The sequence below is a fragment of the Streptomyces sp. JH14 genome, from assembly GCF_029428675.1.
Lineage (GTDB): Bacteria > Actinomycetota > Actinomycetes > Streptomycetales > Streptomycetaceae > Streptomyces.
In genome coordinates this window covers 2,701,489-2,721,373 of record NZ_JAJNEL010000001.1, presented here as the reverse complement: position 1 = coordinate 2,721,373, position 19,885 = coordinate 2,701,489, and the positions used below count along the sequence as shown (strand labels likewise).

Sequence of the window (19,885 nt, the reverse complement as noted above, 5' to 3'; positions counted from 1 at the left end):
CAGCGCCTGCTGCCGGGTACCGGCCCTCCGTCCGGGACGCGGCCGCGTCACTCGGTCTTGATGGCCGTCAGCATGTTCAGCTTCGCGGCGCTGCGGGCCGGCCACAGCGAGGCCAGCACGCCGACGAGTCCCGCGAGCACCAGGAAGATCCCGATCCGGTCCCAGGGCAGGACCAGCTGGTAGCCGGGGATCGACGCCCTGATCGTCTCGCCGATCGCCCAGCCGAGGAACGCGCCGAGGCCGATGCCGATCAGTGCGCCGAAGAGGGCGATGACGACGGCCTCCAGGCGGATCATCCGCTTCACCCGACGCCGGTCGAGACCGATCGCGCGGAGCATGCCGATCTCCTGCTGCCGCTCGAAGACCGACATCGCGAGGGTGTTGACCACACCGAGGACGGCGATGAGGAGAGCCATCGCGAGCAGGCCGTACAGGATGTTCAGCATCAGGTTGATCATGCCGCCGAACTGGTCGCGGATGTCCTGGTGGTCCATCACCGTGATGGCCGGGTTCTCACCGAGGGCGCTGATCAGGGCCTTCTCGTTCGCCTCGGTCCGACCGCCCTCCATCTTGACGAAGATCTGCGGGATGAACGGCTTGGCCTCGTGCGGGTTGACGACCTTGGTGCTGACGATCACGGGGGACACGAACTCGTTGTCCTTGTAGACCGCGCCGACCGTCAGGGTGTCCTGCTTCTTGTCGCCGAAGGTGACGGGGATGTCCGTGCCGACCTTCCAGCCCCTCTTCTCGGCCGTCTTCTCGGCGACCGCGATCCGTCCTTCGGCGAGCGAGCCGAGGCTGCCCTGCACGACGCCGATGTTCAGGACCTGCTCGATGGCGCCCGGTGTGACCGCCGAGGCCGACACGAAGCCGTCCCTCTCGGCCTTGCCGCCCTTCCTGAGCTCGAAGTACACGGACTGCTGCGGCGAGACCGCGCTCACGCCGTCCGCCTTCTCCAGGGCGGTCAGCGTGGACTGGTCGAGGTCACCGCCGTTCGCCATCACGACCATGTAGTCGGCCTTGATGTTGTCCGTGGTCATCTTGTCGAGGGCCTGGCCGACCGTGACACCGAGCACCGACAGACCGGTCACCAGCGTCAGACCGATGGCGAGCGCGGAGGCGGTGGCGCCGGTGCGGCGCGGGTTGCGGACCGCGTTCTGCCCGGCCAGCTTTCCGGAGACCCCGAACGGGCCGGTGAGCAGCGGGCGGATGAGCGCGATGACGGGCCGCGACAGCAGCGGGATCAGGATGATGATGCCGATCAGTGCGAGGAACGCACCCGCCGCGATTCGGATCCGGCCGTCGTCGCCGCCCATTCCGGCGCCCCACACGATGGCGGCCGCGCCGAGCGCGGTGATGAACGCGCCGATGGAGTTGCGTACCACCAGCGACTTGGTGGTGGCGACCGCGTGGACGCTGCTCATCGCCGCCACCGGCGGAATCTTCGCGGCCCTGCGGCCCGGCAGCCAGGCGGCGAGCATCGTGATCACCACGCCGACGGCGAGCGCGGCGATCACCGGGGTGGTGGTCACGACCAGCGGTCCGGGCGGGACGTTCATGCCGAACGCGGCCATGCCCAAGCGCAGCCCGAGCGCCAGACCGATGCCGATGACGAAGCCGATCGCCGAGGCGATCGCACCGACGACCGCGGCCTCGACGAGCACCGAGCGGGTGATCTGCTTGCGCGAGGCGCCGATGGCGCGCATCAGCGCGAGCTCCTTGGTGCGCTGGGCGACCAGCATCGAGAAGGTGTTGGAGATCAGGAAGATGCCGACGAAGAGCGCGATGCCTGCGAAGCCCAGCAGCACCTGCTTGAGGGCGCCCAGGCCCGACTCGATGTCCTTCGCCTGTTCGTCGGCGAGCGCCTGGCCGGTCTTGGCCTCGGCGGTGTCCGGTAGCAGCGGCTCCACCGCCTTGAGGAGATTCCTGTCGTCGGCGCCGGGGGCGGCCGTGACTGCGACGTCCCGGTAGTAGCCGGGCTTCAGGTACTGCTTCTGGGCGACGGACGTCTCGAAGAGCACCAGGCTGCCGCCGGCCTGCACCTCGCCGTCCTCGGTGGTGAAGACGCCGCTGAGGGTGAACTCCTTCACCGGGCCGTTGGTGGCGACCCGGATCCGGTCGCCGATCTTGTACGCGCCCTTGGCGGCGGTGCCCTCGTCCAGGGCGATCTGGTCGGCCTTCAGCGGGCCCGAGCCGTCGATGAAGGTATAGGCGGGGTCCTTGCCGTCCTCGCCGGGGGAGAAATTGGTGCCCTTGGGGCTCCCGAAGGTGCCGTCGATGAGCTTGCCGTCGGGGTCGGCGACCCCGGCGAAGCCGTCGACACGACCGTGCACCTCGGCGACGCCGTCCAGGTCCCGGATCCTGTCCAGGGTCTTCTGGGAGACGCCGGGGGCTTCCGTGGGGTCGTTCCGGTTGCCGTATGCGGTGACGGCGACCGCCACATCGTCGTAGTTCTTGGCGGACTGGTTGCGGAAGGCGTTGCCCAGGGTGTCGGTGAAGATCAGGGTGCCGGAGACGAAGGCCACGCCGAGCATCACGGCGAGGACGGTCATCAGCAGTCTGGCCTTGTGCGCGAGCACATTGCGCAGGGCGGTACGGAACATGTCTGTCAGTCCTGGGGTGGGGTCCGGAAGCGGGATCGGGCAGGCGGTCGCAGCTGTACGGGGCTCAGCTGGTACGTCCCTTGGCGTCGAACGCCTTCATCCGGTCGAGGACCCCGTCCGCGGTGGGCCGCATCATCTGGTCGACGATCGCCCCGTCCGCAAGGAAGATCACCCGGTCCGCGTAGGAGGCGGCGACCGGGTCGTGGGTCACCATCACCACGGTCTGGCCCAGTTCGCGCACGGAGTTGCGCAGGAAGCCCAGCACCTCGGCCCCGGAGCGGGAGTCCAGGTTGCCGGTGGGCTCGTCACCGAAGATGATCTCGGGCCTGGAGGCCAGGGCGCGGGCCACCGCGACGCGCTGCTGCTGGCCGCCGGAGAGTTCGGTGGGCCGGTGCTTGAGCCGGTCGGACAGCCCCACCATCTCGATGACGTTGCGCAGCCACTCGGCGTCGGGCCGGCGGCCCGCGATGTCCATCGGCAGGGTGATGTTCTCCAGCGCGGTCAGTGTGGGCAGCAGGTTGAACGCCTGGAAGATGAAACCGATCTTGTCCCGGCGGAGCTGGGTGAGCTGCTTGTCCTTGAGGGAGCCGAGCTCCGTCTCACCGATCCGTACCGAACCGCTGCTGAAGCTGTCGAGTCCGGCCACGCAGTGCATGAGGGTGGACTTGCCGGAGCCCGACGGGCCCATGATCGCGGTGAACTCGCCCTGCGGGAAGTCCACGGTGACCCGGTCCAGGGCGGTCACCTTGGTCTCGCCCTCTCCGTAGATCTTCGACAGATCCGTGGCGCGGGCGGCCACCGCGGTGGCGCGGTGAGCGGTGGAGGTGATGGTCACGGGAACACTCCTGTTCAGGACTTCGGTCCGGGGCGGGGTCGGCCACTCCATCCTCATCGCCCGAAGGCAGCAGGTCGTCAGTCCCCGTGCCCGTTCGCGGGGGCCACTTGAGTCGCACCGGAGGGCCGCTCCGTCCTCCTCGGGTATGACACCGACCCTGAGCCCGTCGTCCTGCGAGGACCGCCGGGGCCCGCTACCGGCGCGGCGGTGCGGTGGAGCCGCGCGGTACGAGCCGGGCCGCGGCGTCCTCGAAGCCGGGCGCCGCCCCGTGGGTGACCAGGGCCAGCAGTGTCCGCGCCGCATGGCTGCCGTATGCGGGGATGTCCCTGCTGAGCGCGGTCAGCGGCGGCCGCACGACCCGCGACAGCTGGGAGTCGTCCCAGGCGACCAGCGACAGATCGCCGGGCACGTCGAGCCCCATCTCCTGGGCGACCGAAAGGCCGGCGACGGCCATGATGTCGTTGTCGTAGATGATGGCGGTGGACCGCTGCGGCGAGCTGATCAGCTGCCGGGTCGCATGGGCGCCTTCCCCGCCGGAGTAGTCGGTGTGGATCACCACCGGTTCGCCGAGGCCCAGTTCGGCGCAGATCTCGCCCTGGGCGCGGTCGCGCAGCTGCGTATGGATCAGGTCGGGCAGCCCCGCGACGCGGGCGATGGAGCGATGGCCCAGTGCGGTCAGATACGCGAGGGTGTCCCGCAGGGCCCCGGAGTCGTCCGACCACACGGGGGTGAGCGGGCCGGCCGCCGAGGGGTGCCCGATCGCCACGGCCGGCATCCCCAGTTCGGCGACGCCCTCGATCCGTGGGTCGGGGCTGCGCAGATCGGCGAGGAACACGCCGTCCACCCGGCCCTCTCCCCACCAGCGGCGGTAGACCTCCAGCTCCTGTGCGGGGTCGTTGACGACCTGGAGCAGCAGGGCGCAGCCGCGCGGGGACAGTTCGCTCTCGATGCCGCTGATCAGTTCCATGAAGAACGGTTCCATGCCGAGCAGCCGGGCCGGCCGGCACAGGGCGAGGCCGACGGCGTCGGCGCGCGCGTGGGTGAGCGCGCGGGCCGCACTGTTGGGCCGCCAGCCGATCTCCTGGGCGATGGCCTTGATGGCGGCACGGGTTGCCGGGGAGACCCCGGGCCGGTCGTTCAGCGCGTACGACACCGCCACTTTGGAGACCCCGGCGCGGCGTGCGATGTCGGCGATCGTGGGGCGCTGCTTGGACATGCGACCTCGCTTAACCGGTTCGTGTTCAGCGGTCATCGTAGCTGCCGACGCCCGTACCTGCGGCTTCTCCCCGTGGGGCGATGATCGCTCAACTACCCCTGAAAATAAAGGAATGGGAGCGCTCCCGCGCTCTTGACACTGTCCGGCGACAGCCATAACTTCACGGCACTTACCCGGTTCAGTGACTCCGCTCACAGGGACCGCGGAGGAATGGGAGGGACGATGAGTACGGGAATCCGGGTGCGGATCGCCACCACGCTTGCTGTGATCGGGCTCGCCGCCACCGCGTGCACGGGGGGCGGCTCCTCGTCCAACGGCTCCGGCGGTTCGGGCGGCAAGGCGGGCGGCGCACTGCCGCGCAACGAGACGCTCTACACGACCGGTACGCAGTGGGGGCCGCCGGCCAACTACAACCCGCTGCACGACTGGGACCACGCGACCGGCACCAAGGGGCTGGTCTACGAGACGCTGTTCCACTTCGACCCGAACGCGGGCAAGCTCACGCCCTGGCTGGCGCAGTCGGGCGGCTGGACCGCGGACAAGACCTACGAGGTGAAGCTGCGCCCGGGCATCACCTGGTCCGACGGCAAGCCGCTGACCGCCCAGGACGTCGCGTACTCCTACGGGATCGGCAAGATCGAGGCGTCGTCCTTCCACACCCTGTGGGACTGGCTCGCAGACGTGAAGGCGGTGGACGCCACCACCGTCCGCTTCACCTTCAAGCAAGCCCGCTACCAGGAATGGGACTTCAACCTCTACGGCCGCCCGATCGTCCCCGAGCACATCTGGAGCAAGCGCTCCGAGAAGGATGTCCTCGACGGCGTCAACGACAAGCCGGTCGGGACCGGCGCGTACACCCTCAAGAGCCACACCCAGGACCGTGTCGTGTGGCAGCGGCGCGACGACTGGTGGGGCGTCAAGGGGCTCGGCATGAAGCCCGCGCCCCGGTACATCGTCGACGTGTCCAACCCCAGCAACGAGGTGGTCATCGGACAGCTGGGCCAGGGGCAGCTGGACCTGAGCAACAACTTCCTGCCGGGCGCCTCCTCGCTCATCAAGACCAAGAAGGTCGTCTCCTACTACGACAAGCCGCCGTACATGCTCTCCGCCAACACCGCCTGGCTGGTGCCCAACACCACGAAGAAGCCGATGGACGACGCGGCGTTCCGCAGGGCGCTCGCCGCGTCCGTCGACGTCGGGAAGATCGTCAAGGGGGTGTACGGGGAGCTGGTCAAGCCCGCCGACCCGACCGGACTGCTCCCGCAGTGGAACCAGTTCGTCGACCAGGACCTGGTGGCGAAGGAGGGCTTCTCCTACGACACGGGCAAGGCCAAGCAGACCCTCGCGGACGCCGGGTACAGGGACACGGACGGCGACGGGTTCGTGGAGAACAAGGACGGCTCGAAGATCAGCCTCAAGCTGGCCGTGCCGACGGGCTGGACCGACTGGATGGAGGCCGCGAAGGTCATCGCCGCGTCGGGCAAGGCCGCGGGCATCCGGATCACCACCGAGTTCCCCGACCAGAACGCCCTCAACGAGCAGCGCGGCAAGGGCGACTTCGACCTCGTCGTCAACAACGAGCGCCAGCTGTCCAACACCCCGTGGACGTACTACGAGTACATGTTCCAGCTGCCGGTCCAGAAGCAGCAGAACACCGTCAACTTCGGCCGGTACGAGAACGAGGAGGCCTGGAAGCTGGTCCAGGAACTCGGCGGGGTGAAGACCGACGACACCGAGGGCATGAAGGAGGTCATCTCCAGGATCCAGGACATCCAGCTCAAGGAGATGCCCGTCATCCCGCTCTGGTACAACGGCCTCTGGTCGCAGTCCACCACCGGGACCTGGAAGAACTGGCCGTCGGACGCCCCGGGCGCGCCCAAGTACGCCCCCGCTCTCTGGCGCAACTGGCTGGAGATGGGCGGATTCGAGGCCCTCACCCAGCTCAAGCCCGCCAAGTGACCGGCGCGGTCTGACCGTTCGCCGCAGGTTCTGCCCGGCCCGCGCGGCGAGCCGGGCAGGACCCTTCCATGACCGCCCCGCCGTGCGGCCCGCGCCCTGACCGCGGCCGCGCGGCTGGGCTCTGCCCGGGGAGCCCCCTTGCGCCGCTACTTCGCCAGAAAACTCCTGATCTACGGATTCACCTTCGTCATCGCCGTCACCGTCAACTGGATGATCCCGCGCTTCATGCCCGGTGACCCGGTGGCCGCCATGGTGGCCCGCGCCCGGGTCTCCCAGCCCGAGGCCGTCGAGGCCATGCGCTCCTACTACAACAACCTGTTCGGCTTCGACGAACCCGTCTGGCAGCAGTACCTGCACTTCTGGAGCGCCCTGCTGCAGGGCGACTTCGGGCTGTCCATCTGGGTCTTCCCCAAGCCCGTCGGCGATGTGCTCCTCGACGCGCTCCCGTACACCCTGGGGCTGATGATCCCGGCCGTCCTGCTCAGTTGGTTCGCCGGCAACTGGCTGGGCGCGCTCGCGGCCCGCCGGAAGGTGCTCGACAACACCGTGCTCCCGGCCGGATATCTACTGACCGCGATGCCCTACATGTGGATCGCCGTCATCCTCGCCTGGGCGCTCGGCTCCAAGGCCGGCTGGTTCCCCCTCTCCGGCGGCTACAGCCTGGACGTCCAGCCCAGCTGGACCACGGACTTCGTCCTCGATCTGCTGGACCACTGGGTGCTGCCGTTCCTCTCCCTCTTCCTGGTCGCGCTCGGCGGCTGGGCCATCGGCATGCGAAACATGATCATTTACGAGCTCGAGTCCGACTACTCGTCCTATCTGTCGGCCCTCGGTGCACCGCAGCGGCTGATCCGCCGCTACGCCTTCCGCAACGCGGTCCTGCCGCAGATCACCGGTCTCGCCCTCCAACTGGGCGTGCTGGTGGCGGGAGCGCTGGTCACCGAGATCGTCTTCGCCTATCCCGGGCTCGGCTCCCTGATCCTGGCCGCGATCCAGAACCAGGACTTCTTCCTGCTCCAGGGCGCGTTCCTGTTCATCGTCATCGGCGTACTGATCGCCAACTTCCTCATCGACATCGTGTACGTCGTGGTCGACCCCCGGACCCGTACGGGCATGGCAGGAGGCCAGTCATGAGCACCCGGCCCGAACCCGCCACCGCGCCCGTCGCGGCGACGGCCCCCGTCGCGACGGCGCCAGCCCCCGCGGCCGGACCCACCCGCGAGACGCTGCACTACGCCGTGCGCAACCCCAAGCTGATCATCGGCTTCACGGTGGTCGCCCTGCTGCTGGCCGTCGGCCTGGTGGGACCGGCCCTGCTCGACAACGCCAACCCCAACGAATACGTGGGGCCGCAGTCCGCGCCACCGGACGGAACGTACTGGCTGGGCACCACGACGTTCGGCCAGGACGTGTACGCGCAGTTCGTGCACGGGCTGCGCGCCACCTTCCTGGTGGGCGTCATCGGCGGTGCCATCGCCGCCGTCATCGCCATGCTCGTCGGCTTCCTCGCCGGCTACCGCGGCGGAGCCGTGGACGAGATCCTCAACATGTTCACCAACGTGGTGCTGGTGATCCCCGCCCTGGCGGTGCTGCTGATCATCAACGCCTACCTCGGCGTCCGCTCCGTCACCGTCCAGGGGATCTTCATCGGACTCACCTCCTGGCCCTGGGCGGCCCGCGCGATCCGCGCACAGACCTTCTCGCTGCGCACCCGGGAGTTCGTCGACCTGGCCCGGCTCAGCGGCAGCGGCACCTGGCGGATCGTCTTCCGCGAGATCGCGCCCAACATGAGCTCGTACCTCTTCATGATGTTCATCCTGCTCTTCGGCGGCTCCATCCTCGTCGCCTCGTCGCTGGACTTCATCGGACTCGGTCCCACCGAGGGCGTCTCGCTCGGCCTGATGCTGCAGAGCGCCCAGCAGTGGAGCGCCCTCCAACTCGGCATGTGGTGGTGGTTCGTCCCGCCGGGCGCCGGGATCACCGCGATCGTCGGCGCGCTCTACGTCGCCAATGTCGGCCTCGACGAGGTCTTCAACCCGAAGCTGAGGGAGTCCTGAGCACATGACCCTGACCGTCACCGACCTGCGGGTCCACTACCGCACGCTGCGCGGCGAGGTCCGGGCCCTGGACGGCGTCGGCTTCGACCTCGCCGACGGAGAGATCCTGGGCCTGGCGGGCGAGTCCGGCTGCGGCAAGACGACGCTCGGCAAGTCCCTGATCCGGCTGGACGGACGGATGCGGCACGCCGGCGGCACCGTCACCCTCGACGGCGAGGAGGTCCCCATCGCCGACGACCGCGCGATGAACGCCTTCCGCTTCCACCGGATATCGCTCGTACCGCAGTACTCGATGAGCGCCCTCAACCCGACCCGGCGCATCGGCCGCATGATCCGCGAACTCCTCGCCTCACGCGGCGTCGGCGTCGACACCGGCGAACTGCACCGCCGCCTCGCCCTGGTGGGCCTCGACCCCGACGTCCTGGACCGCTACCCCATCGAACTGTCCGGCGGCATGAAACAGCGCGCCGTCATGGTGATCTCCACTCTCCTCGACCCGGCCGTGCTCATCGCCGACGAGGTCACCTCCGCGCTCGACGTCTCCACCCAGCGGGCCGTCGTCGGCGCCCTCACCGGGCTGCGCGACAAGGGGCTGGTCACCAGCATGCTCTTCATCACCCACGACCTGGCGCTGACCTCGCACATCGCCGACTCGATCATGGTCATGTACGCGGGCAGGCTCGCCGAGAAGGCCCCGGCCAAGGTCCTGACGACCGAGCCCCGCCACCCCTACACCCGGCTGCTGCTCGGATCGCTGCCCGAGGTCGGCGCCCGCCACGCGGACCGGCCGCTGAGCGGCATCGCGGGCAGCCCGCCCTCCCTGCTCGACCCGCCGGCCGGCTGCCGCTTCCGTGACCGCTGCCCGCTCGCCGACAAGCAGTGCGGCGAGGAACCCCCGGTGGTCGAAATCGCCCCCCGCCACACCGTCGCATGCTGGAAGGCCTGATGCTGACCCTCGACCGCGTCACCAAGACCTACCGGGCCGGTGCCTTTGGCGGCGGCTCCGTCACCGCCGTCGACCGGGTGTCGTTCGAGGCCGCACCGGGCGAGGTCGTCTCGCTCATCGGCGAGAGCGGCAGCGGCAAGTCCACCATCGGACGGATGATCCTCGGCCTCACCCGGGTCAGCGAAGGCCGCCTCACCCTGGACGGCCATGAGGTCCGGCCCGGCAAGGACTTCTACCGCCGGGTCCAGGGGGTCTTCCAGGACCCGTTCAGCTGCTACAACCCCGTCTTCAAGGCCGACCGCGTCTTCGCCCTCATCCGCCGCGCCTACCATCCGGGCGTCCCCGACAAGGAGTGGGCCGACCGCGTCGAGAAAGCGGTACGGGACGTGCGTCTCGACCCGGGCCAGGTGCTCGGCCGTTACCCGCACCAGCTCAGCGGCGGACAGTTGCAGCGTCTGCTCATCGCGCGCGCCCTCCTGCTCGGGCCGAGCTTCCTGGTCGCCGACGAGATCACCAGCATGCTGGACGCCTCCACCCGCATCGACGTGCTCAACCTGCTGGCCGGCCTCAAGGAGAACGGCCTCGGCGTGCTCTACATCACCCACGACCTGTCGCTGGGCACCTACCTCGCCGAGCGGACCGTCGTGCTGCGCCGCGGCAGGGTCGTCGAACGCGGCGACACTCAGAAGGTCTTCGGTAACCCCCTCCACCCCTACACCCGTACGCTCCTGGCCGCCGTGCCCCGGCTGAACACGCCGTGGACCCTGCCCGAGCCCCTGGAGGCGTGCGCCTTCCACGAGGCAGGGTCCCGGACGGACAGCAGCGACCTGTACGAGACGGAGCCGGGCCACTTCGTCGCCTGCGCCGGACTCCCCGACTGCGGAAGGATCTCCGCATGACCCTTCGCCACCTGCCCCTGCACGACGGCTGGACGCTCGACGCCGGCGGTCCCGTACCCCTCGCACTCCCCGCAGGAGGCGTACCGGCGACCGTGCCGGGCTGCGTCCACACCGATCTGCTGGCCGCCGGACTCATCGACGACCCGTACCTGGACGACAACGAGACCAGGCTCGGCTGGATCGGCCGCACCGACTGGACGTACCGCACCACGTTCGGCTGGACGCCCGACGGCCACGAGCGCGCCGATCTCGTCTTCGACGGCCTCGACACCGTCGCCACCGTCCTGCTCAACGGCACCGAGGTCGGCCGCACCGCCAACCAGCACCGCGGCCACCGCTTCGCCGTCCGCCCGCTGCTCGTCGAGGGCGCCAACACCGTCGAGGTACGGTTCACCGCCCCGTACACCTACGCCGAGGAGCTGCGCGAACGGCTCGGCGACCGGCCGGGCGCGTACACCGAGCCGTACGCCTTCATCCGCAAGATGGCGTGCAACTTCGGCTGGGACTGGGGCCCCACCCTGGTCACCTCCGGCATCTGGCGGCCGGTCGCCCTGGAGTCGTGGACCGGGCCGCGGATCGCTTCGGTGAAACTGCTGGCCGACCTCGCGGACGACGGGACGCCCCGGCTGAGCGTGACCCTGGACGTGGACCGGGGCGGCGACGGGGCACTGGAAGCGACCGTCGAGGTGGCCGGCGAACGGGCCGGGCTCACCGTCCCCGCCGGGCAGGACAGCGCCACCACCACCCTGCCCGTCCCGCACGCCGGGCTCTGGTGGCCGCACAGCCACGGCGGGCAGCCGCTGTACGACGTCACGGTCCGCCTCGGCGACCACACCTGGGACGGCAGGACCGGCTTCCGCGGCGTCGCCCTGGAGCGCGAGGCGTTCCGTATCTCCGTCAACGGCGAGCCCGTCTTCGTGCGCGGCGTCAACTGGATCCCCGACGACTGCTTCCCGGCCCGGCTCACCCGGCAGCGGATCTCCGACCGCCTCGACCAGGCGGTGGCCGCCGGGGTCAATCTGATCCGGGTCTGGGGCGGCGGCCTCTACGAGAGCGACGACTTCTACGAGCTGGCCGACGAGAAGGGCCTGCTGGTCTGGCAGGACTTCCCGTTCGCCTGCGCCGCCTATCCGGAGGAACAGCCGCTGTACGACGAGGTGGCGGCCGAGGCCCGCGAGAACGTCACCCGCCTCGCCCCGCACCCCTCCCTGGTCCTGTGGTGCGGCAACAACGAGAACCTGGAGGGCCACGCCGACTGGGGCTGGCAGAAGGAGCTGGGGGACCGCACCTGGGGCCACGGGTACTACCACGAGCTGCTGCCCGCGATCTGCGCCGAGACCGACCCCACCCGCCCCTACTGGCCGGGCTCGCCCTACTCCGGCTCCCCGGAGCTGCACCCGCAGGACCCCGCACGCGGCACGATCCACATCTGGGACGTCTGGAACCGGGCCGACTACCGCGCCTACGCGGACCGGGTCCCGCGGTTCGTCGCCGAGTTCGGCTTCCAGGGCCCACCGGCGTACGCCACCCTGCGCCGCGCCGTCAGCGGTGAGCTCGATGCGGCGGCCCCGCTGCTGGCCCACCACCAGAAGGCCGAGGACGGTGCGGGAAAGCTGCTCCGCGGCCTCGGCGACCACCTGCCGCAACCGGGCGGCTCCTTCGACGACTGGCACTGGCTCACCCAGCTCAACCAGGCCCGCGCCGTCGCCTTCGGCATCCGGCACTTCCGCTCGCACATGCCGTACTGCATGGGCACGATCGTCTGGCAGCTGAACGACTGCTGGCCGGTCGTCTCCTGGGCGGCCGTCGACGGCGACGGCCGCCGCAAGCCGCTCTGGTACGCACTGCGAGCCGTGTACGCCGACCGGCTGATCGTCGTCAGGGACGGCGCGGTGCACCTGGTCAACGACTCGGACCGGCCATGGGCGGGCACACTGCGGACGACGCGGCACGAGCTGTCCGGCGCCGTGCTGGCCGACGAGGAGATCGCGGTGAGCGCGGCCGCACGCACGGTGACCCGGGTGGATCTGCCGCGGTCGGTCGCCGAGCCGCACGAGCGGACACGGGAGGTGCTCGTGGCGCGGCTGGGCGAGGTGCGGGCGGTCGAGTTCTACGAGGAGGACACCCGCCTCGCGCTGGAGCCCGCCCGCTACGACGTGAAGGTCACGGAGAGTGAGGAATCGGGGGCCGGATATCGCGTCGAGGTGACCGCCCGTACCCTGCTCAGGGACCTCGCCCTCTTCCCCGACCGGCTGAACCCGGCGGCCGAGGTGGACGACATGCTCGTGACACTGCTGCCGGGCGAGAGCACCGTCTTCCGTGTGACGGGCGCGGTGCTCACGGACCCGGAGGCGCTGGGCGCCCGCCCCGTTCTGCGGTGCGTCAACGACACTCTCGCCTAGCGGGGGCGGCGGGCACGTGACGATCACGGCGCACGGCTGTCCGGGTGCGGCGACTTTCCGTCATTCCCGATGGTCGATCTCCGTGCCCGCCATCCGCCCCAGGCATGTGAGGATGCCTGCTACCTGTGCTGACGGCCCCTCAAAGGGTCAATAAAATAAGACAACATCGCGCCACTGTTCCGCTGATCGGGGGACGTCCCCGGATAGGGTCATGTGCCAACGCGGAGCCGCGCGCCAGGCCCGGATGGTGGAATGCAGACACGGCGAGCTTAAACCTCGCTGCCCCTCGGGGGCGTACCGGTTCGAGTCCGGTTCCGGGCACCACCACGAGCTTCGGCGAAGACGCCGGCCGGCCGGGCGTTGCTTCAGCACTCAACGTTCATAAAGATCCTCCTCTGGCACTAGGGTGCTTCTTTTGCCTACCCATTACTCTTGTGGGAAGGCCACGCAGGGTGGCCATGGAGGAGAGCAATGAGGAGCAGCAACCCGGTCTTCTCGCGACGGGGGTTCAGCCGCGACAACGGCTACGCGGGCTTCAACGCGGCGCCGCAGGCCGGGGCCCCTGTGACGGGCGCCGGCCCGTACGCGCAGGGCACCGCCGCGAACCCGTACGCCACCAACCCCTACGCCCAGCAGGACGCCCAGTACGGCGCCCCGCAGGCGCCCGCGCGCACCGGCGCGATGACGATCGACGACGTCGTCACGCGTACCGCGATCACGCTGGGCACCGTCGTGCTCGGCGCGGCCCTCGCCTGGGCCCTGCTGCCGGTCGACGAGGCCAATCTCGGCAAGTCCTACGGCATCGCGATCGGCGCCGCCCTGGTGGCGTTCGTCCTGTCGCTCGTCCAGTCGTTCAAGCGCAGGCCGGTTCCGGCGCTGATCGTCTCGTACGCGGCCTTCGAGGGTGTCTTCCTCGGGGTGATCTCCAGCGCGGTCTCCACGTACATCGGACCCGGCGTGGTGATGCAGGCGGTGCTGGGCACCATGTGCGTCTTCGCCGGTGTGCTGCTCGCGTACAAGATGCGCTGGATCCGCGTCACCCGCCGTTTCTACGGCTTCGTGATGGCCGCCGCCATGGGCTTCATGCTCCTGATGGTGGTCAACCTGCTGTTCGCGGTCTTCGGCGGGGGTGACGGCCTGGGCTTCCGCAGCGGCGGCCTCGGCATCCTCTTCGGTGTCATCGGCATCGTCCTCGGTGCCTGCTTCCTGGCCCTGGACTTCAAGCAGGTCGAGGACGGCATCGCGTACGGCGCGCCCCGCGAGGAGTCCTGGCTGGCGGCCTTCGGCCTCACCATGACCCTGGTGTGGATCTACCTGGAGATGCTGCGTCTGCTCTCCATCCTCAGCGGCGACGACTGACCGTCCGCACCCGCACGACGCAACGGCCCGCAGGCGCATCGCCTGCGGGCCGTTCCGCTTGTCCGGGGGCCGTCGGTCCTAGAGCAGCTTCCGTGCCGCCCGCCTCAGGTCGTACTCGTGGATGAGTGCTTTTGCGTGTCCGTAGGCGAGGTCGTGTTCGCTCCGCAGCCAGCTGACTTTTTCGTCGAACCGGAGGGCGGGGCCTTCGTCGACGGTGCGAAGCCAGTCGGCGATCTCACGACCGGTGCAGCGAGGGATTCGGGAGAGCAGATTGCGATGGGTCTCTTCGGAGAAGACATGGGACATCGGCGCCTCCGACGCATTGTGCGCGTTGCTGGTCCTTCCCGACACCGTGCCTGAGCGTTGGCCTGTTGGCAACCATCCCGGCCCGGCGCGTAGGGTCACTGAGTGCTTGATACGACCGCCCTTGTCACCGCCGTGGACCGATTTGCAGACCGGCTGCGCGCCGCCCCGCAGAGCAGGCTTCAGCGCGGAGCCGCCGCCGAAGGGCTGGCCACGGCCAGGGAGCTGGCCGTGCGGGCCCAGCTCATCGAGGCGCCGGACCGCGAGCCCCGGGTCATGCCGGACGCCGGGATGTTCGCCATCGGCGACGAACTCGCTGTCGCGGGGCGGGACTTGGCGTTGGCATTGGAAAAGGCCCCGCCCGTGGAACTGGACGAGGCCGTGCGATACGTCGAGGAAGCGACCGCTCGGGCATTCGCGTAGCGGCCGTCCCGTCACCACATCGGGAAGCAGCGGCCGACGAGAGCCGCTGCGGGGAACCCGGGGTTCCCCGGGGCGTCACGGTGTCAGAACGAGGCGATGACGCGGTCGGCGAGGATGTAGACGCTGTCCTTGCCGCAGGAGAAGGTCAGGGCGTACGCGCCGGAGACACCGGAGCCGCCCAGCAGCACCGGGTGCTCACCGGCCAGCAGCGCCCGGGCGAGGCGATCGGCCGTCTCGCGGTGACCGGGGGTCATGCAGAGCGTGGTGCCGTCGGCGAAGACATAGACGTCGAGCGTGCCGAGCGGGCCGGGGCGGACGTCGGCGAGCTCGGTACGGCTGTCGGCCAGCTCCTCCAGCCGGTGCACGGTGCGCTCGTGGTCGGTGACGACGGGGGTCTGCACCGGTACGAAGTCGGGGTGCGAGGGGTGGCGGCGACGGGCCGCGGCCAGCTCGGGGGAGTCCTCGGGGAACTCCGAGACCTCCGGCAGCTCCGTGATCTCCGCCAGCTCGGCCAGTTCCGTCAGCTCTTCGAGCGCCTCGGTCGCGTCGATGTCCATCGCCTCCAGGCCCGCGAAGTCGGCCTGGCGCGGCATGAAGAACGGCGCGTCCTCGCCGATCCCCGAGAGCCCGCCCAGCAGGGACGGCGCGTCGGCGGCGTCGCGCGCCTCCTGGGAGGCCCAGAACGCACGGGCCTCGGCGAGCTCGCGCTCACGCTCCTCGGCGAGCGCCTCGGCGACGGCGGCACGTATTTCGGCGGCGGGAGTGGCCGTGGCACGGCTCTGCGGCGGCACGACGGGACGGGCGTGGCCGGCGGCCAGCTCGATCCGCAGTGCTGCGACCTGCTTGCGCAGCCCGTGAGCAGCGTGCAGCGCAGCAGCGCCCACCGCCGTCGCAGCGGCGGTGGTCAGCAACAGGGCAAGAGGCATGATGCTCACTGACATACTCCCGGTTTCAATTGATTCCTCGACTTCCTACATCAGCTTGGCCCGTACCTGTACTCCGTGTCAGTGCATTACGTCACGAATTGGACAGGTCTTTGTGCCTGGGGTTTACCCCTGATGCGGGTGTGACCTGCGCAAATGGATCTCCCCCAGGAGATAGGTCACATCCTGGGGGAGATTCGGTCACGGTCGGGGCTCGGAACCGGCCACCTCGTCAGCGGGGAGCCACCGGAAGAGGCCGACCCGGTCGATCCCGGCGGCGCTCAGCTCAGCCGCTCGCTCCTGTGGTCGCGTTCGCTTCGCTTCCGCTGCGGGCAGGTGCCGCCTTCGTACCTCAGGCGACCCCTACCCTCCGCTGCAGCTCAGCTCAGCCGCTCGCTCCTGTGGTCGCGTTCGCTTCGCTTCCGCTGCGGGCAGGTGCCGCCTTCGTACCTCAGGCGACCCCTACCCTCCGCTGCAGCTCAGCTCAGCCGCTCGCTCCTGTGGTCGCGTTCGCTTCGCTTCCGCTGCGGGCAGGTGCCGCCTTCGTACCTCAGGCGACCCCTACCCTCCGCTGCAGCTCAGCTCAGCCGCTCGCTCCTGTGGTCGCGTTCGCTTCGCTTCCGCTGCGGGCAGGTGCCGCCTTCGTACCTCAGGCGACCCCTACCCTCCGCTGCAGCTCAGCTCAGCCGCTCGCTCCTGTGGTCGCGTTCGCTTCGCTTCCGCTGCGGGCAGGTGCCGCCTTCGTACCTCAGGCGACCCCTACCCTCCGCTGCAGCTCAGCTCAGCCGCTCGCTCCTGTGGTCGCGTTCGCTTCGCTTCCGCTGCGGGCAGGTGCCGCCTTCGTACCTCAGGCGACCCCTACCCTCCGCTGCAGCTCAGCTCAGCCGCTCGCTCCTGTGGTCGCGTTCGCTTCGCTTCCGCTGCGGGCAGGTGCCGCCTTCGTACCTCAGGCGACCCCTACCCTCCGCTGCAGCTCAGCTCAGCCGCTCGCTCCTGTGGTCGCGTTCGCTTCGCTTCCGCTGCGGGCAGGTGCCGCCTTCGTACCTCAGGCGACCCCTACCCTCCGCTGCAGCTCAGCTCAGCCGCTCGCTCCTGTGGTCGCGTTCGCTTCGCTTCCGCTGCGGGCAGGTGCCGCCTTCGTACCTCAGGCGACCCCTACCCTCCGCTGCAGCTCAGCTCAGCCGCTCGCTCCTGTGGTCGCGTTCGCTTCGCTTCCGCTGCGGGCAGGTGCCGCCTTCGTGCCTCAGGCGACCCCTACCCTCCGCTGCAGCTCAGCTCAGCCGCTCGCTCCTGTGGTCGCGTTCGCTTCGCTTCCGCTGCGGGCAGGTGCCGCCTTCGTGCCTCAGGCGACCCCTACCCTCCGCTGCAGCTCAGCTCAGCCGCTCGATGACCATCGCCATGCCCTGGCCGCCGCCCACGCACATGGTCTCCAGACCGAACTGCTTGTCGTGGAACTGCAGGCTGTTGATCAGCGTGCCGGTGATCCGGGCACCGGTCATGCCGAAGGGGTGGCCGACGGCGATAGCGCCACCGTTGACGTTGACCTTCTCCAGCGGGAGGCCGAGGTCGCGGTAGGAGGGGATCACCTGGGCGGCGAACGCCTCGTTGATCTCGGCCAGGTCGATGTCGTCGATGGTCAGCCCGGCACGCTTGAGAGCCTGCTTGCTGGCCTCCACCGGTCCGTACCCCATGATCTCGGGGGAGAGGCCGGAGACGCCGGTCGAGACGATCCGGGCCAGCGGGGTCAGGCCCAGCTCGCGCGCCTTGGTGTCGGACATGATCACGAGCGCAGCGGCGCCGTCGTTGAGCGGGCAGCAGTTGCCCGCGGTGACCAGGCCGTCGGGGCGGAACACCGGCTTCAGGCCCTGCACGCCCTCCAGCGTGACGCCCGCGCGCGGGCCGTCGTCCTGCGAGACGACCGTGCCGTCGGGGGTCGTGACCGGGGTGATCTCGCGTGCCCAGAAGCCGTTCTTGATCGCTTCCTCGGCGAGGTTCTGCGACCGCACGCCGAACTCGTCCATGTCCTGGCGGGTGACGCCCTTGAGCCGGGCCAGGTTCTCGGCGGTCTGCCCCATCGAGATGTACGCGTCGGGGACGAGGCCGTCCTCACGCGGGTCGTGCCAGCCCGCGCCGGCCTCCTCGGCGCGCGCGGCGGTGCGGGCCTCGGCCTCGGCGAAGAGCGGGTTGTGCGTGTCCGGCAGGCTGTCGGAGTTGCCCTTCACGAAGCGGGACACCATCTCGACACCGGCCGAGATGAAGACGTCGCCCTCGCCGGCCTTGATGGCGTGCAGGGCCATGCGGCTGGTCTGCAGGGAGGACGAGCAGTAGCGGGTGACCGTACAGCCGGGGAGGTGGTCCATCCCCATCTGTACGGCGATGATGCGGCCCAGGTTGTTGCCCTGCTCGCCACCGGGGAGACCGCAGCCGAGCATCAGGTCGTCGATGTCCTTCGGGTCCAGCTCGGGGACCTTGGCCAGCGCGGTCTGGATGATCGTGGCGGTCAGGTCGTCCGCCCGCAGGTCCTTGAGCGAACCCTTGAAGGCCCGGCCGATGGGGGAACGGGCAGCAGAGACGATCACGGCTTCGGGCATCACGCGGCTCCATGAGGGCTGAAGGGCTGACTGACGGGCAGAACTGCTCTGGAAGTTACCCGGCCGTATCGCTGAGGTCACCCGGCGAGGCGTGTGATGCGGACCTCTTTTCTAAGCGACCGCTCAGTCGAATGGTCGGAGACGGGCGGACGGGGGGTGTTCAGGCGGGCCGCGAAGCGGGATCCGTGCCCGCGTCCCCGCCCGCACGGGGGTCTTTGCCCGCGCGGGGATCCCCACCCGGGCGCACCCCGGGCTGCTGCCCGTCGGGGTGCTGCCCATCCGGGTGCGCACCGTCCGGGCGCGCACGGTCGGCGTGCTGCACGTCCGGGTGCACACCGTCCGGGTGCGCACCGTCCGGGTGTGCACCGTTGGGGTGCAGCTGAGGCGCCGGATGCGGTTCCATCGCCGCCGGCAGACGCCGCCGCCTGCGGTGCTTGAGCAGCGCCCAGGGCGCCCGCGCCCCCGTGACCTCCGTACCGGCCTCCCGGGCCGCCTGGGACGCCGCCTTGGCGACCGGCAGCATGTCCTCGCGCCGCGCCCCGTCGAGGCGGTCGGACTCCGGCCACAGCCCGAGCACGGCACAGAGCGTGGGCAGCAGCGCCATCGCCGCCGTCGCATAGCCCTCGGCGGACGGGTGGTAGTTGTCCGGGCCGAACAGTTCGCGCGGATTCGCCTCGAACTCCGGCCCCAGCAGGTCGCCCAGCGACACCGTGCGCCCGCCCTGCTCCACCGAACCGATCGTCTGGGCCGCCGCCAACTGGCGGCTCGCCCGCCGGGCCAGCCAGCGCAGCGGCTGGTAGACCGGCTCGATCGTGCCCAGATCAGGGCACGTTCCGATGACCACCTCCGCACCCGTCGTCCGCAGCCTGCGCACGGCGGTGGTCAGACAGCGCACCGAATGCGTGGCAGGCATCCGGTGCGTCACATCGTTCGCCCCGATCATGATCACGCAGACGTCGGGGGTGCGGGACGTGTCGGCCAGCAACAGCGAGACCTGTCGCTCCAGATCGTCCGAACGGGCGCCGGGCTGCGCCACATTGCGCAGATCCACCGGCCGTTCGGACACCGCCGCGAGCCCCGAGGCGAGCAGCGCCCCGGGCGTCTGCCCGGCCCTGCGCACCCCCTGACCGGCCGCGGTCGAGTCGCCGAGAAGCCCGAGCAGCAAGGGCTCCGCCGGGCCGGTGAACGCCACCCCGTACCGCCCGTCCGCACTGGGGGGGACCGGTGCGATACCCCCGCCCACCTGCCGCTTCGCCAGCTGGACCTCCGCCAGCACCACACCCACCGCCGCCGCACCGAGCAGTCCGATGCTGCCGCCGCCGTAGGCCGCGCCCGCCGCGATCCGCCGTGCCACCCTTGCCCTTGACAC

Annotated in this window: 15 protein-coding genes and 1 tRNA gene; 9 read left to right on the top strand and 7 right to left on the bottom strand. The window is 70.0% G+C overall.

The window, feature by feature from the left end:
• Positions 1-47 precede the first annotated feature (47 nt).
• From LRD69_RS12120 to LRD69_RS12110, 3 genes are all read right to left on the bottom strand, one after another.
• A complete protein-coding gene (locus tag LRD69_RS12120) occupies positions 48-2,603 on the bottom strand; it encodes an ABC transporter permease (protein ID WP_277326580.1) in 2,556 nt (851 codons plus the stop codon).
• Between the two features lie 64 nt (positions 2,604-2,667).
• Positions 2,668-3,438: an ABC transporter ATP-binding protein gene (locus tag LRD69_RS12115; RefSeq protein ID WP_277326578.1), complete on the bottom strand. Its 771-nt coding sequence runs from the start codon at positions 3,436-3,438 to the stop codon at positions 2,668-2,670.
• A gap of 193 nt (positions 3,439-3,631) precedes the next feature.
• The gene (locus LRD69_RS12110) at positions 3,632-4,654 is read right to left on the bottom strand and encodes a LacI family DNA-binding transcriptional regulator (RefSeq protein ID WP_277326576.1); all 1,023 of its coding nucleotides are present in this window, start codon (positions 4,652-4,654) and stop codon (positions 3,632-3,634) included.
• A gap of 222 nt (positions 4,655-4,876) precedes the next feature.
• On the opposite strand from LRD69_RS12110, the gene LRD69_RS12105 reads away from it, so the two are divergent.
• The 8 genes from LRD69_RS12105 to LRD69_RS12070 all read left to right on the top strand — a co-directional run bounded on the left by LRD69_RS12105 (position 4,877) and on the right by LRD69_RS12070 (position 14,276).
• Complete coding sequence (locus LRD69_RS12105; RefSeq protein WP_277326575.1) at positions 4,877-6,613, top strand: ABC transporter substrate-binding protein; 1,737 nt, start codon at positions 4,877-4,879, stop codon at positions 6,611-6,613.
• A gap of 138 nt (positions 6,614-6,751) precedes the next feature.
• Entirely contained in the window at positions 6,752-7,747 is a 996-nt protein-coding gene (locus tag LRD69_RS12100; protein WP_277326574.1) for an ABC transporter permease, read from the top strand.
• Positions 7,744-8,670 carry an ABC transporter permease gene (locus LRD69_RS12095; RefSeq protein ID WP_277326573.1) on the top strand — a complete coding sequence of 309 codons (927 nt, stop codon included), beginning with the start codon at positions 7,744-7,746 and terminating at the stop codon, positions 8,668-8,670. Before LRD69_RS12100 ends, LRD69_RS12095 begins: the two co-directional genes overlap by 4 nt.
• Positions 8,671-8,674: 4 nt before the next feature.
• On the top strand, positions 8,675-9,616 hold the full coding sequence (locus LRD69_RS12090) for an ABC transporter ATP-binding protein (protein ID WP_277326572.1): 942 nt from the start codon (positions 8,675-8,677) through the stop codon (positions 9,614-9,616).
• Positions 9,616-10,515, top strand: coding sequence for an ATP-binding cassette domain-containing protein (locus tag LRD69_RS12085; protein WP_277326571.1), 900 nt, complete (start codon positions 9,616-9,618; stop codon positions 10,513-10,515). Before LRD69_RS12090 ends, LRD69_RS12085 begins: the two co-directional genes overlap by 1 nt.
• The gene (locus LRD69_RS12080) at positions 10,512-12,917 is read left to right on the top strand and encodes a glycoside hydrolase family 2 protein (RefSeq protein ID WP_277326570.1); all 2,406 of its coding nucleotides are present in this window, start codon (positions 10,512-10,514) and stop codon (positions 12,915-12,917) included. Before LRD69_RS12085 ends, LRD69_RS12080 begins: the two co-directional genes overlap by 4 nt.
• A gap of 238 nt (positions 12,918-13,155) precedes the next feature.
• Positions 13,156-13,241 (top strand) — tRNA-Leu (locus LRD69_RS12075).
• A gap of 147 nt (positions 13,242-13,388) precedes the next feature.
• A complete protein-coding gene (locus LRD69_RS12070) occupies positions 13,389-14,276 on the top strand; it encodes a Bax inhibitor-1/YccA family protein (protein WP_277326569.1) in 888 nt (295 codons plus the stop codon).
• A 78-nt stretch (positions 14,277-14,354) separates the two neighbouring features.
• Here the strand turns inward: LRD69_RS12070 and LRD69_RS12065 are convergent, their stop codons facing one another.
• Positions 14,355-14,582 carry a DUF4287 domain-containing protein gene (locus LRD69_RS12065; RefSeq protein ID WP_277326568.1) on the bottom strand — a complete coding sequence of 76 codons (228 nt, stop codon included), beginning with the start codon at positions 14,580-14,582 and terminating at the stop codon, positions 14,355-14,357.
• A 102-nt stretch (positions 14,583-14,684) separates the two neighbouring features.
• Between LRD69_RS12065 and LRD69_RS12060 the strand changes: the two genes are divergently transcribed.
• The gene (locus tag LRD69_RS12060) at positions 14,685-15,002 is read left to right on the top strand and encodes a hypothetical protein (protein WP_277326567.1); all 318 of its coding nucleotides are present in this window, start codon (positions 14,685-14,687) and stop codon (positions 15,000-15,002) included.
• A gap of 83 nt (positions 15,003-15,085) precedes the next feature.
• Here LRD69_RS12060 and LRD69_RS12055 read toward each other — a convergent pair whose 3' ends face one another.
• From LRD69_RS12055 to LRD69_RS12045, 3 genes are all read right to left on the bottom strand, one after another.
• Positions 15,086-15,913 (bottom strand): hypothetical protein, encoded by an 828-nt coding sequence (locus tag LRD69_RS12055; protein WP_277329707.1) that lies wholly within the window; start codon positions 15,911-15,913, stop codon positions 15,086-15,088.
• A 1,382-nt stretch (positions 15,914-17,295) separates the two neighbouring features.
• A complete protein-coding gene (locus tag LRD69_RS12050) occupies positions 17,296-18,516 on the bottom strand; it encodes an acetyl-CoA C-acetyltransferase (protein WP_277326566.1) in 1,221 nt (406 codons plus the stop codon).
• Positions 18,517-18,676: 160 nt separating this feature from the next.
• The gene (locus LRD69_RS12045) at positions 18,677-19,870 is read right to left on the bottom strand and encodes an SGNH/GDSL hydrolase family protein (RefSeq protein ID WP_346771935.1); all 1,194 of its coding nucleotides are present in this window, start codon (positions 19,868-19,870) and stop codon (positions 18,677-18,679) included.
• Positions 19,871-19,885: the final 15 nt, after the last annotated feature.

Excerpts from the sequence above, each read along its gene's own strand:
- LRD69_RS12090 (WP_277326572.1), top strand. The coding sequence starts at position 8,675 with ATGACCCTGACCGTCACCGACCTGCGGGTCCACTACCGCACGCTGCGC.
- LRD69_RS12070 (WP_277326569.1), top strand. The coding sequence starts at position 13,389 with ATGAGGAGCAGCAACCCGGTCTTCTCGCGACGGGGGTTCAGCCGCGAC.
- LRD69_RS12080 (WP_277326570.1), top strand. The coding sequence starts at position 10,512 with ATGACCCTTCGCCACCTGCCCCTGCACGACGGCTGGACGCTCGACGCC.
- LRD69_RS12105 (WP_277326575.1), top strand. The coding sequence starts at position 4,877 with ATGAGTACGGGAATCCGGGTGCGGATCGCCACCACGCTTGCTGTGATC.
- LRD69_RS12050 (WP_277326566.1), bottom strand. The coding sequence starts at position 18,516 with ATGCCCGAAGCCGTGATCGTCTCTGCTGCCCGTTCCCCCATCGGCCGG.
- LRD69_RS12110 (WP_277326576.1), bottom strand. The coding sequence starts at position 4,654 with ATGTCCAAGCAGCGCCCCACGATCGCCGACATCGCACGCCGCGCCGGG.
- LRD69_RS12095 (WP_277326573.1), top strand. The coding sequence starts at position 7,744 with ATGAGCACCCGGCCCGAACCCGCCACCGCGCCCGTCGCGGCGACGGCC.
- LRD69_RS12120 (WP_277326580.1), bottom strand. The coding sequence starts at position 2,603 with ATGTTCCGTACCGCCCTGCGCAATGTGCTCGCGCACAAGGCCAGACTG.
- LRD69_RS12065 (WP_277326568.1), bottom strand. The coding sequence starts at position 14,582 with ATGTCCCATGTCTTCTCCGAAGAGACCCATCGCAATCTGCTCTCCCGA.
- LRD69_RS12085 (WP_277326571.1), top strand. The coding sequence starts at position 9,616 with ATGCTGACCCTCGACCGCGTCACCAAGACCTACCGGGCCGGTGCCTTT.